Below are 11,600 nucleotides of genomic sequence, written 5' to 3'. Positions count from 1 at the left end.
CCCCCGGACGGGGGCCTGCGATCACTCGCGGAAGTAGCTGAGCAGCCGCAGGATCTCGATGTACAGCCAGATGACCGTGACGAGCAGGCCGAAGGCGATGTACCAGGCGAACTTCGGCTCGACGCCGCGGCGGATCGCCTCGTCGGCCATGTCGAAGTCCAGCAGCAGCGTGAACGCCGCGACGCCGATGACGACGATGCTGAAGATGATGGCCAGCGGGCCACCGTCGCGCAGCCCCAGGCCGCCGGGGATGAAGAAGCTGGCGACCAGGTTGACGATCACGAGCGCCAGGACGCCGAAGAGCGCGCCCACGATCCAGCGGGTGAGCTTCGGGGTGACCCGGATGGCGCCGGTCTTGTAGACCACCAGCATGCCGGCGAAGACACCGAAGGTGCCGATCAGCGCCTGCGCCACGATGCCGCTGTACTGGTCGTTGAACATCTCGCTGATCGCGCCGAGCGCCACGCCGTAGAGAGCGCCGTACGTCAGCGTCGCGACCGGGTTGGCGACCTGCTTGAACGCGATCACCAGGCCGAGCACGAGGGCGACCAGGACGGCCGGGAGCGTGAGGCCCAGGGCGAGATCGTCCGGCAGCACGGCCCAGGTGACGGCGGCGGAGAGCACCGTTACCAGGAAGCTGAGGCCGGTCTTGGTGACGACGTCGTCCATCGTCATGTAGGCGCGGTCGGTCGCGGCGTACGGCGACGGAGCGGCGTACGGGTCGTGCTGGGTGGGTGCCCCGCCGTACGTCTGCTGGGGAGCCCCACTGGGGCCCCAACCGGCGGACGGGCCGTTGCCGGCTGCCGGGAGGCCCCGGAAGGCCGGGTTGCTGCTGGGCATCGTCATCTCCTCGAGGTGACTGGTCGGGCCGTGGGGCTCAGTTTGTCCGCCCCTTGCTGTCTGGTGTAACGCCAGGTCAGTGCCGGTAGTTCCCGTGTGCCCGGGACCACCCGGACGGGTGCCCCCGGTCGGGTTCGAACCGACACCGGGACCCTTTTAAGGGGCCTGCCTCTGCCGATTGGGCTACGGGGGCGCGGGCTCGTGGCCCGCCGGGGACCCTAGCTGGCGTGTGGGCCCGATCGGTGCTCGCCGGCATCGGCGTCGTCCCGGTCGGCATGAGCCGGCGGCGGGATGGACGGGGCCTGGCCGCCGGTGGCCGCGGCGACGAACTCCCGCCGCGGGTTCTGCAACTGGCCCAGCGCGATGACCTCGCGCCGGAACACGGAGGCGAGCGCCCAGTCGGCGACCACCCGCACCTTGCGGTTGAGGGTGGGCACCCGGCTGACGTGGTAGGCGCGGTGCATCCACCAGGCCGGCCGGCCCTTGAGCTTGACCCCGTAGACCTGGGCCACGCCCTTGTGCAGCCCGAGGCTGGCCACCGACCCGGCGTAGGCGTGCCGGTACTCCGTGGGCTGCTCACCGTCCAGCACGGCCACGATGTTGTCGGCCAGCCGCTTGGCCTGCCGCACCGCGTGCTGGGCGTTCGGGGCGGTGGTGGCGCCGGGCTGGTCCTTGGTCAGGTCCGGGACGGCGGCCAGGTCACCGGCCGCCCACGCCCCCTCCAGGACCGCGCCGTCCGGTCCTTCGACCTGCAGCGTGGCCCGGCAGCGCACCCGGCCGCGCTCGTCCAGCGGCAGGTCGGTCCGGGCGAGCATCGGGTGCGGCTTGGTGCCCGCCGTCCACACCAGCGTGTCGCTGGGGAACTCGTCGCCGTCACCGGTGCGGACGACGCCGTCGTCGGAGACCGAGTCCAGGGTCGTGTTGAGCTTGACCTCCATCCCGCGCGCCTGCAGCTGCTGCACGGTCCAGGCACCCATGTCCGCATCGACCTCGGGCAGGATCCGGCCGGTCGCCTCCACCAGGACCCAGCGCATGTCCGCCGGGGAGAGCCGGGGGTAGTAACGCTCCAGGGCGTAGCGGGCCATGTCCTCCAGCTCGGCGAACGCCTCGATCCCGGCGTAGCCCCCGCCGACGAACGTGAAGGTCAGCGCCCGCCGGCGCACCTGCGGGTCGTCGGTGGAGCTCGCGGCGTCCAGCCGGGCCAGCACGTGGTTGCGCAGGTAGATGGCCTCGCCGACGTTCTTGAAGCCGATGCCGTGCTCGGCGAGACCGGGGATGGGCAGGGTGCGGGCCACCGAACCGGCGGCCATCACCAACACGTCGTAGCGCAGCTCGAAGGAGTCGCCCTCGGCCGGCGTCACCGTCGCGGTCCGGTCGGCGTGGCTGAGCCCGGCCACCGCTCCGGTGACGACGCGGCACTGGTCCAGCGTGCGCCGCAGCGGGACGACGACGTGCCGGGGTTCCACCGAGCCGGCCGCCGCCTCGGGGAGGAACGGCTGGTACGTCATGTGCGGTTGCGGGTCGACCACGATGATCTCCGCCCGCCCGCGACGCAGCTTCTTCTGCAAGCGCAGGGCGGTGTAGAGGCCGACGTAGCCGCCGCCCACGATCAGGATCACCGGTCGCTGGGCCATGGCCTCACCGTAGGCCCGCACGCGCACCGGCGGACCCCCGTCGCCGACCTCAGTCTGCGGCGGCGAGCTCCTTCGCCCTGGCCAGCACCGCGTCCAGCATCGGCTCGGTGAGCCGGCCGGTGAACGTGTTCTGCTGGCTGACGTGGTAGCTGCCGAGCAGCGTCAGCGGGCCGTTCGGGCCGGCCAGCGACACCTCAACGCCGTGCCCGAACGCCGGCCGCGGCCGGGGCAGCGGCACCCCGGCGCCGACCAGCACCGGCCACAGCGCCGTCCAGCCGAACCCGCCGAGCACCACGATCACCCGCAGCCGGGGCAGCAGCGCCAGCTCCCGGGCCAGCCACGGCGAGCAGGTGTCCCGCTCCTCCGGCGTCGGCGCATTGGCCGGTGGCGCGCACCGCACCGCGGCGCACACCCGGACGTCGGTGAGCTCCAGCCCGTCGTCCTTGGCCACCGAGGTCGGCTGGTTGGCCAGGCCGGCCCGCCACAGCGCGGCGAAGATCCAGTCGCCGCTGCGGTCGCCGGTGAACACCCGGCCGGTGCGGTTCCCGCCGTGCGCGGCGGGGGCCAGGCCGACGACGCCGATCCGCGCATCGACGGGTCCCAGCCCCGGCACCGGCCGTCCCCAGTACTCCTCCGAGCGGAAGGAGGCCCGCTTCACCCGGGCCACCTCCTCGCGCCAGGTCACCAACCGCGGGCAGGCCCGGCAGCCGGAGACCCGCTCGTCCAGCACCGTCAGCTCGCGGCTGCCGGCGGCGGCGCGGACGACGCCGGCCGGACTGCGGGTGACGGGGAAGCCGTCGGCGTCGCGTGCCACCCCGACAGCACAGCACGAGGCCGCGAAGGGCGCCGGAGCCGCCCCCACGGCATGATCGGGGGGGTGGCGAAGAAGCAGAAGGTGAAGACCCCGTTGCTGTACAAGCTGCTCGGCCCTGCGATGGCCATCCCGGCCGGGATCGTGGTCAAGAAGCTCGCCGACACGACATGGGAGAAGGTGTGCGGCTACCCGCCGCCGAAGAACCCGGCCGCACCCGGCGTCAGCTGGCCCGACGCGCTGGCCTGGGCCGCGGTCTCCGGCGCGCTGTACGCCGCCGGCCGGCTGGTCGCCGCCGCCGGTGCCGCCACCGTCTACGAGAAAATCACCGGCAGCCTGCCGCCGGGCGTCAACGCCGACAGCGCCGCCTGAAGAAGGACCCCCTTGCCCCCACCGCTCGCAAGCTCGCGGCGGGACCCTGCAAGGGGGCCGTACGGTCCTGACGCCGCAGGCGGCGTCAGGACCGCGCGAGGCGGAGGGCGATGCCGTCGAGGATGTCGTGCTCGCTGACGACCACCTCGTCGAGGTCGAACGCGTCCATGACCACCCGCAGCACCAGGGCGCCGGCACCGATCACGTCGACCCGGCCCGGGTGCATCACCGGGGAGGCCGCCCGCCGCGCCCGGGTCGCGGTCAGCAGACCGGCCGACACCGAGCGGACGGCGCCCACCGGGATCCGCGACCCGTGGATGGCGACCGGGTCGTAGGCGGGGAGGCCGAGCGCCAGGGCGGCCACCGTGGTCACCGAACCGGCCAGCCCGACGAGGGTCGCGGTCTCGCCGACCGGCACCTCGGCGGCGACCAGCTCCAGGGCCGCCCGCACGTCGGCCTCGGCGGCCTGCACCTCGTCCGGGGGCGGCGGGTCGCTGCGCAGGTGCCGCTCGGTGAGCCGGACACAGCCCACGTCCACCGACCGGGCGGCCCGCACCCCGCCGGCGTCCCCGAGCACGAACTCCGTCGAACCGCCCCCGATGTCGACGACCAGGTACGGCGGCCGCGGTGCCGCGGCACCGTGCACCCGTGCTGCGGCGGCCAGCGAGGCGGTGGCGCCGAGGAAGGAGAGCTCGGCCTCCTCCACCCCGGTCACCACGTCGGGCAGCTGGCCCAGGGTCGCGGTCACCATGGCCTCGAACTCGTCGCGGTTGGCGGCGTCCCGGCTGGCGCTGGTGGCCACCATCCGCACCCGCTCGGCACCCAGCTCACGGGCCTGGGCGGCGTACTCGGCGAGCACCCGGCGGGTGCGCTCGATCGCCTCGGGCGCCAACCGGCCGGTCGCGTCCACCCCCTGGCCGAGCCGTACGACCTCCATCCGGCGGAGCAGGTCGGTGTGCGCGCCCTCGACGGGCACGTCGGCGACCAGCAGCCGGATCGAGTTGGTGCCGCAGTCGATCGCGGCGACCCGGGTCATCGGACGTCCTCGGGGTCCTGGGGTGACGGCTGGGCGCACGGTCCGGCCGCCCACCACTCCCCCATCTCCGCGACCGCACGGTCGCCGACCGGGTTCACCCCGGGCCCGGCGGCCAGGGCATGGCCGGCCAGGGCGTGCAGGCACTTGACCCGGTCGGGCATGCCGCCGGCGCTGGCCCGGGTGGGCAGCACGTCCCGGGAGTCGCGGGTGGCCAGGAAGGACTCGTGCGCCGCCCGGTAGCCGGCCGCGAGCTCCGGGTCGGTGGCCAGCTCCGCCTGCCAGTCCCGCATCCGGCCGGCCGACTCCAGCCGGCTGGCGGCCGCGGTCGCCCGCGGGCAGGTCAGGTAGTAGAGCGTGGGGAACGGGGTGCCGTCCTCCAGCCGGGGCGCGGTCTCCACGACGTCGGGCTGGCCGCAGGGGCAGCGGTGCGCGACGCCGACCAGCGCGCGCGGCGGCCGGCCCAGCTGACGGGCGATGACGGCGCGCTCGGCGTCGGTGACCGGCGGCGAGACCGGCGCGGGGTCGGGACTGTGCACGTCCCTAGTCTGCGGGAGGGCCCGGATCGGTCTCCGAGGGGTCGCCGTCGGCTGCGGCGACCGAGCCGAGCAGCCCCTCGTACCAGGGCACGGGCGCGTTCCGCGCGGTGCTGCCGGCCGGGTCCTGGGCGGTGTCCCCGGGGTCGCCGGCGTCCCCGACGACGACCAGCCGGTCGCCGGGCAGCACCATGGTGAGCCGCTCCCGGGCCTGCTGGGCGATGTAGGCCGGGTCGGCCTGGCGGTCCAGCTGGGCCTGCAGGTCGGCGGCGCGCTGGTCGAGCGCCTGCTGCTCGGCGGCCAGCTCGGCGAGCTCCTGCCGCCCGGCCACGTACTGGCGCAGCGGCCCGGCCAGCGTCAGCGCCAGCAGCAGCACCAGTGCCCCCAGCAGCACGGCCCGGCCGGTGAACCGCGGGCCGCGCCGAGGGGTGGTGCTGCGCGCCGGTCGCCGGGTGGTGCGGCGACCCGGCCGGTTGTCGGCCGCACCGCGGGCACCGGCCCGCACCGGCCGCGACGAGGACCGGCGGCGGGTGCCACCGGGCCGGGCGCGGCGGGTGCGGGCGGTGCTCACGTGGTGCCCGGGCTCAGCTGCGGGCAGCCAGGCGCGGGAACGCGGCGGCGCCGGCGTAGCGCGCGGCGTCGTCCAGCTCCTCCTCGATCCGGAGCAGCTGGTTGTACTTGGCCACGCGCTCGCTGCGGGCCGGAGCACCGGTCTTGATCTGCCCGCAGTCGGTGGCGACGGCGAGGTCGGCGATCGTGGTGTCCTCGGTCTCGCCCGAGCGGTGGCTCATCATCGACCGGTAGCCGCCCCGGTGGGCCATGTTGACCGCGTCCAGGGTCTCGGTGAGCGTGCCGATCTGGTTCACCTTCACCAGCAGCGCGTTCGCCGCACCCCGGGCGATGCCTTCGGCGAGCCGGGTCGGGTTGGTGACGAAGAGGTCGTCGCCGACGATCTGCACGCGGTCGCCCAGCGCCTCGGTCATCGACACCCAGCCGTCCCAGTCCTCCTCGGAGAGCGGGTCCTCGATGGAGACGATCGGGTAGGCGTCGACCAGCCCGCGGTAGTACTCGATCAGGTCGTCGGAGCTGAGGGTCTTCCCCTCGAAGGCGTAGCCGGCGTCGCTGTGGAACTCGGTCGCGGCGACGTCCAGGGCGAAGGCGATGTCGGTGCCGACGGTGTAGCCGGCGGCCTGCACGGCCTCGACGATCAGGTCCAGGGCGTCCCGGTTGCTGGGCAGCGACGGGGCGAACCCGCCCTCGTCACCCAGGCCGGTGGCCAGGCCGCGCTTCTTCAGCACCGACTTGAGGGCGTGGTAGGTCTCGGTGCCGACCTGCAGCGCCTCGGCGAAGGTCGCCGCGCCGATCGGGGCGATCATGAACTCCTGGACGTCGACGTTGCTGTCGGCGTGGGCGCCACCGTTCAGGATGTTCATCATCGGCACTGGGAGCAGGTGCGCCGAGGGGCCGCCGACGTAGCGGAACAGCGGCAGGCCGGCGGACTCCGCAGCGGCCTTGGCGACGGCGAGGGAGACGCCGAGGATCGCGTTGGCGCCGAGCCGGGACTTGTCGGGCGTGCCGTCGAGGTCGATCAGCCGCTGGTCGACCATCCGCTGCTCGGCGGCGTCGTACCCGACGAGCTCCGGGCCGATCACGTCCAGGACGCCGTCGACGGCCTGGGTCACGCCCTTGCCGCCGTAGCGGGTCCCGCCGTCCCGGAGCTCCACCGCCTCGAAGGCGCCGGTCGAGGCGCCGCTGGGCACGGCTGCCCGGGTGATCGTCCCGTCGTCGAGTGCCACCTCGACCTCGACGGTGGGGTTTCCGCGCGAGTCGAGGATCTCCCGCGCGCCTACTGCATCGATGCTGGCCACGGGCTGCAGCCTAGCCAGCTCCCGGGGCGGTGCGGCACACCCGCGCCGGGAGCAGCCGGGCAGACCGTCGGCGGACGCCTGGGACGATGGCCGGCGATGACTCCCCCGACCCCGCCCCGTCGGCACCGGCGCGCCGTCCGGCAGCTCCTCCTCGGGCTGGCCCCGGTGCTGCTGGTCGGGGTCGTCGTGCTGGTCGCGCTGGCGCTGCGGCTGTCCGACGTGCAGGCACCGCTGGCCGCCGCCGACCGCACCGCCACCGCGACGGTCACCGCGGCCGGGACCGCGCCCGAGGGCCGTGGGCTGGACGTCGCCTTCCGCGACGACTCCGGCCGGGAGCGGACCGGCACCGTGGAGCTGGACCAGCCGCTCGACGCGCCGGTCGGCGCCGAGCTGACGGTGCAGTACCCCTCGGCTGCCCCCGCGGACGACCGGGTCCGGGTGCACACCGACGGGGACGCCGCGCACGCCGCGGTCGGGGACGTCGTCTTCGGCCTGGTCGCCGTGGTCGTGGTGCTGCTCGCCGTCGCCGCGCTGACCCTCGCCCGCCTGCTCACCCGGCCGCGGCTGCGGTCGCGGCCCGTCACCGCGGTGACCGCCACCCACGTCGTGGTGAACCTCGGTCTGCTGGTGCGCAGCTGGCTGGAGCTGGAGACGCCGGCCGGGCGGCGCTGGCTGCCCGTCCACTGGGCACCGGAGCTGGACCGGCTGCCCCCGGCCACCCGGGTCGAGGTGCGCGGGGACCCGGCCCGCGGCCGGTTGGTGCTGCCGGTGCTCGACGGTGCGGAGGTGTGGCCCTCGGGTCGGCTGCGCAGCCAGGAGCCGCGCGGGGAGATGCGGCAGGCGCCCGTCGTCCCCGACGCCGTGGAGGTGGGGATGGCCCGGCAGGCGCGGGCGGACGGCGTCGTGCCCTTCCTCGCCCCGGTGCTGGGCCTGCTGTGGGCCTACGTCGACAGCAGCGGCCTGGCGGGCTTCGTCGTGGCGACCGCGCTGTCGGCGGCGGTGCTGTTCTGGGTGCCCCAGCTGCTGGGCTCGGACCCGCAGGCCACCCGCCAGGGCTGAACGTCAGGCGAGTGGCTGCTCCCGGGACTCCTCGTCGAGCCGGGCCCGCTCGGCCAGCTCCGCCTCGCTGGGCCCGGTGAAGGCCCGGGAGCGTTCCCGCGCCTGCTCGCTCCCGGTGAACAGGCCGGCCTGCGCACCGGTCGGCCGGACGCCGTCGTCGACCGCGGCCGGTCGGCGCGGCGGCGCGACGTCCGGGCCGGCGACGCCCTCGTTGCGCACCTTCGGCAGCGCGGTGGGGTGCTCGCGCTGCAGCCACACCACCAGGCCCTCGCGCACGTGGCAGCGCAGGTCGAACAGGGTGGGGCCGTCCTTGGCGCTGACCAGCACCCGGACCCGCACCACGGCGCCGACGGCATCGGTCACCTGGAGCACCACGACCCGCTCGTCCCACAGCTCGTTGCCCACCACGAGCCGGTCGAGCTCGGCGCGCATCTCCTCCAGGGGCACCGTCCAGTCCACGTCCAGCTCGACCGACCCCAGGACGGCGGACTCCTTGCGGGTCCAGTTCTGGAAGGGCGTCGTGGTGAAGTGGGTGGAGGGCAGCACCAGCCGCCGGTCGTCCCAGACGTGCACCACGACGTAGGTCAGCGTGATCTCCTCGATCCGGCCCCACTCGTCCTCGACCACGACGACGTCGTCGACCCGGATGGCGTCGGTGAACGCCAGCTGCATCCCGGCGAACACGTTGGCCAGCGAGGTCTGGGCGGCGAGCCCGGCCACCACCGACAGCACCCCGGCGCTGGCCAGGATGCTGGTGCCGGCCGCCCGGGCCGCGGGGAAGGTCAGCAGCATGCCGGCGATCGCCAGCACCGCGATCACCGCCACGGTCAGCCGGCGGATCAGCGTGACCTGGGTGCGCACCCGCCGGGCGTGCCGGTTGTCGTCGACGTCGACGTCGTAGCGGGCCAGCGCCAGGTCCTCGACGACGAACGCGGCGACCGCGATGAGCCAGGCCACCACCCCGATCAGGACCAGCCCCAGGACCCGGACGACGACGTCGCGCCAGTCGCCCACCCCGGGCGCGGCGTCCAGCACGAGCGTGACCGCGAGCAGCACGAGGAGCACCCGCAGCGGCCGGCGTCCCCGCCGGGACAGGTCCGCCGCGACCGGCGACGGCCCGGCGAAGCGGCGCACCAGCGCGCCGATGGCGACGGCGACCAGCCAGGCCACCAGCGCGGCACCGGCGACCACCAGCAGCAGCAGCCAGGTGCTCCGGGGCAGCGCCGCGGTGACGACGTCGGCGGCGGCGAACGGGTGCAGGGGTGTCATCGGCACGCGGCGGGAGCTCCTTCGTCGGCGGGGCGGGCGACCGGGCACCTCCTCGGCCGGTCGCCGTCCACGCTAGGGGCCGGGACGGGCACCGGCGTCGGGCGATGACCCGGACGGGGCACGTCAGCCGTCGGCGCGGGCGTGCGCGGCGACGTCGAGCTCGTCGGCGTAGCGGCGGACGGCGGTGCGCAGCGCGTCCTCGGCGTCCCACCCGCGCTGCCGGGCGGCGACGACCAGTCCGAGCAGCTGCTCCCCCAGCTCGGCCGGGTCGGCGGCGGTCAGCTCGGCGGCCGGTGGGGTGGGCAGCCCGGCCCGCGCGGCCCGCCCGGCCAGGGCCGCGCCCCACGAGCCGGCCGGCTGCGAGCGGGACACCCCCTCGGTCGGCGAGCGGCGCTGCTTCTCGGTCGCCTTGATCTCGTCCCAGCCACGCTCCACGGCGGCGACGTCGCGCGGCCCGGCGTCGGCGAACACGTGCGGGTGCCGGCGGACCAGCTTGTCGACCAGGTCACCGGCCACGTCGTCGACGTCGAACCGCCGGCCGGGCTCCGCCTCGGCGGCGACCCGGGCGTGGAAGGCGACCTGGAGCAGCACGTCGCCCAGTTCCTCGCGCATCGCCACGGGGTCGTCGTCGACGATCGCGTCGTAGGCCTCGTGCGCCTCCTCCAGCAGGTAGCCGCGGAGCGTGGCGTGGGTCTGCTCGGCGTCCCAGGGGCAGCCGCCGGGCGAGCGCAGCCGGTCCATCACGCCGACGACGTCCAGCAGCCGCGCGCCGGGCGGCTCCGGCGCACCCTCGATCCGCGGGACGCCCTCCCAGCCGGCGGCCTCCTCGGGGGCGGCCAGCAGGACGGCGCCGGGGCCCGCCGCGGCGGCCGCGGCCGGGTCGGCGACGTCGGTCACCTCGATCCCCTCCGTCCGCAGCGCCGCGGCGGTGGCGGCGGCGCCGGGCAGCGCGAGCACGGCGGGGGCGGCGGTGACCGCCCGCCAGCCGGCGGCGGCGAGCAGTCCGGGCAGGCGGGGGCTGACGGTGACGAGGAGCGCGACGGGCACCCGGTCAGTCTCCGGCAAGCCCCGCGGCGTCCTCGCCGGCGTCCTCGAGGAGCCGCACCACCCCGTCGTCCGCGGCGACCACCTGCCCGCCCTCCAGGGTGCCGAAGCGGGGGTTGACCACCAGGTCGAGGTCGTCCCGCACCCGGGCCACCAGTGCGGCGCCGGCCTCCGCCGCCTCGGCGGCAGCCTGGTCGGCCAGCTGCGGGCGCAGCTGCTCGAACGTCGGGACGGCGACGTCGCGGACGAAGCCGACCACCACCCCGCCGGCCTCCGGCAGCGCCAGGGTGAAGCCCTGTCCGGGGGGCGTGGCCGCGATCGGCTCGGCCAGCACCGCCGGCAGGTCCGCCGGTGCCCGGGGCTCGATCTGCGGCAGCGTGTTCGGCCCGGCGTACTGGGCGGCGACGGCCGGGTAGCCGGCCGGGTCGGCGGTCAGCTGGGCCAGCACGGCGTCGGCGGTGGCCTGGTCGAGCACCGTCACCAGGCCGAGCTCGACCTGCGCGAGGCCGGGGGCCACCTGCTCGTAGCGCTCGCGCAGCGCCGCCTCGGAGGGCTCGACCAGCCCGGCGGCGACCGCGGCGCGCTGGCGGACCAGCTGCTGGCGGACGTTCTCCACCACGTCGGCCTCACTGGCGCCCTGCTGCTGGGCCACCTGGGCGAAGACCACCTCCGGGTCGGCGCCACCGAGCAGCTCGACGATCCGCACCCGCACGTCGGCGTCGGGCACCTCGACACCCCAGCGCCGGGCCACCTCGTCGTGGAGCTCCTCGCCCACCCGCAGGCTCAGCACCTGGCGGGTGTAGCCCACCTCGTCACCGGCGGCGTACGCGGCGATGTCGGGGTCGGCGAGCCGGGTGTCGACCGCCTCGTCCAGCTCGGCGACGGTCACCTGCTCGTCACCGACGTAGGCGGCGACGTCCGGGTCGGTGCGGCACCCGGCCAGGCTCCCCACGCCGGCGGCACCCACGAGCAGGACGGCGAGGAGTCTGCGGCGCGGCACGGCGCGAGCGTGCCACACCCGGTGTGACCCACGCCGCACCCCGCCGCGTCCAGCGTGGATCAGGTCGCCTGATCGAAGACCGTCCTCCCGCACCAACGCTGGTGCGGGGGGACAGCCGGTGATCAGGTGACCTG

General features: G+C 75.5%; 12 protein-coding genes and 1 tRNA gene. 2 read left to right on the top strand and 11 right to left on the bottom strand.

The window, feature by feature from the left end; all coding sequences use genetic code 11:
- Positions 1-21: 21 nt before the first annotated feature.
- The 4 genes from IN07_RS22775 to IN07_RS22760 all read right to left on the bottom strand — a co-directional run bounded on the left by IN07_RS22775 (position 22) and on the right by IN07_RS22760 (position 3,288).
- A complete protein-coding gene (locus IN07_RS22775) occupies positions 22-840 on the bottom strand; it encodes a Bax inhibitor-1/YccA family protein (protein ID WP_036341187.1) in 819 nt (272 codons plus the stop codon).
- Positions 841-959: 119 nt separating this feature from the next.
- A tRNA-Leu gene (locus IN07_RS22770) sits at positions 960-1,033 on the bottom strand.
- Positions 1,034-1,058: 25 nt separating this feature from the next.
- Positions 1,059-2,474, bottom strand: a complete 1,416-nt coding sequence (locus tag IN07_RS22765; RefSeq protein ID WP_036341184.1) for an NAD(P)/FAD-dependent oxidoreductase — start codon at positions 2,472-2,474, stop codon at positions 1,059-1,061.
- Positions 2,475-2,523: 49 nt separating this feature from the next.
- Positions 2,524-3,288 carry a uracil-DNA glycosylase gene (locus IN07_RS22760; RefSeq protein ID WP_036341065.1) on the bottom strand — a complete coding sequence of 255 codons (765 nt, stop codon included), beginning with the start codon at positions 3,286-3,288 and terminating at the stop codon, positions 2,524-2,526.
- A gap of 63 nt (positions 3,289-3,351) precedes the next feature.
- Between IN07_RS22760 and IN07_RS22755 the strand changes: the two genes are divergently transcribed.
- Positions 3,352-3,657, top strand: a complete 306-nt coding sequence (locus IN07_RS22755) for a DUF4235 domain-containing protein (protein WP_036341181.1) — start codon at positions 3,352-3,354, stop codon at positions 3,655-3,657.
- A gap of 85 nt (positions 3,658-3,742) precedes the next feature.
- On the opposite strand, the gene IN07_RS22750 is transcribed toward IN07_RS22755, so the two are convergent.
- The 4 genes from IN07_RS22750 to eno are packed head-to-tail and all read right to left on the bottom strand — an operon-like array spanning position 3,743 to position 7,094.
- Positions 3,743-4,693, bottom strand: coding sequence for a Ppx/GppA phosphatase family protein (locus IN07_RS22750; protein WP_036341062.1), 951 nt, complete (start codon positions 4,691-4,693; stop codon positions 3,743-3,745).
- Entirely contained in the window at positions 4,690-5,229 is a 540-nt protein-coding gene (locus tag IN07_RS22745) for a DUF501 domain-containing protein (RefSeq protein ID WP_036341059.1), read from the bottom strand. The genes IN07_RS22750 and IN07_RS22745 overlap by 4 nt, the downstream gene beginning before the upstream one ends.
- A 4-nt stretch (positions 5,230-5,233) precedes the next feature.
- Positions 5,234-5,797, bottom strand: a complete 564-nt coding sequence (locus tag IN07_RS22740) for an FtsB family cell division protein (protein ID WP_036341056.1) — start codon at positions 5,795-5,797, stop codon at positions 5,234-5,236.
- A gap of 13 nt (positions 5,798-5,810) precedes the next feature.
- On the bottom strand, positions 5,811-7,094 hold the full coding sequence (gene eno, locus IN07_RS22735; protein WP_036341053.1) for a phosphopyruvate hydratase: 1,284 nt from the start codon (positions 7,092-7,094) through the stop codon (positions 5,811-5,813).
- A 96-nt stretch (positions 7,095-7,190) separates the two neighbouring features.
- On the opposite strand from eno, the gene IN07_RS22730 reads away from it, so the two are divergent.
- Positions 7,191-8,153 (top strand): hypothetical protein, encoded by a 963-nt coding sequence (locus tag IN07_RS22730; RefSeq protein ID WP_052091662.1) that lies wholly within the window; start codon positions 7,191-7,193, stop codon positions 8,151-8,153.
- A 3-nt stretch (positions 8,154-8,156) separates the two neighbouring features.
- On the opposite strand, the gene IN07_RS22725 is transcribed toward IN07_RS22730, so the two are convergent.
- The 3 genes from IN07_RS22725 to IN07_RS26055 all read right to left on the bottom strand — a co-directional run bounded on the left by IN07_RS22725 (position 8,157) and on the right by IN07_RS26055 (position 11,466).
- On the bottom strand, positions 8,157-9,422 hold the full coding sequence (locus tag IN07_RS22725; RefSeq protein WP_036341175.1) for a mechanosensitive ion channel family protein: 1,266 nt from the start codon (positions 9,420-9,422) through the stop codon (positions 8,157-8,159).
- Positions 9,423-9,545: 123 nt separating this feature from the next.
- Positions 9,546-10,469, bottom strand: coding sequence for a MazG family protein (locus IN07_RS22720; protein ID WP_052091661.1), 924 nt, complete (start codon positions 10,467-10,469; stop codon positions 9,546-9,548).
- Positions 10,470-10,473: 4 nt separating this feature from the next.
- The gene (locus IN07_RS26055) at positions 10,474-11,466 is read right to left on the bottom strand and encodes a SurA N-terminal domain-containing protein (protein ID WP_197058612.1); all 993 of its coding nucleotides are present in this window, start codon (positions 11,464-11,466) and stop codon (positions 10,474-10,476) included.
- Positions 11,467-11,600 lie beyond the last annotated feature (134 nt).

The sequence above is a fragment of the Modestobacter caceresii genome, assembly GCF_000761485.1.
In the GTDB taxonomy this organism is placed as follows: Bacteria; Actinomycetota; Actinomycetes; order Mycobacteriales; family Geodermatophilaceae; genus Modestobacter; species Modestobacter caceresii.
Note: the sequence above shows the minus strand (reverse complement) of the source record. Positions and strands in the feature narration are given on the sequence as shown.

Excerpts from the sequence above, each read along its gene's own strand:
- IN07_RS22750 (WP_036341062.1), bottom strand. The coding sequence starts at position 4,693 with ATGACCCGGGTCGCCGCGATCGACTGCGGCACCAACTCGATCCGGCTG.
- IN07_RS22725 (WP_036341175.1), bottom strand. The coding sequence starts at position 9,422 with ATGACACCCCTGCACCCGTTCGCCGCCGCCGACGTCGTCACCGCGGCG.
- IN07_RS22730 (WP_052091662.1), top strand. The coding sequence starts at position 7,191 with ATGACTCCCCCGACCCCGCCCCGTCGGCACCGGCGCGCCGTCCGGCAG.
- IN07_RS22775 (WP_036341187.1), bottom strand. The coding sequence starts at position 840 with ATGCCCAGCAGCAACCCGGCCTTCCGGGGCCTCCCGGCAGCCGGCAAC.
- IN07_RS22765 (WP_036341184.1), bottom strand. The coding sequence starts at position 2,474 with ATGGCCCAGCGACCGGTGATCCTGATCGTGGGCGGCGGCTACGTCGGC.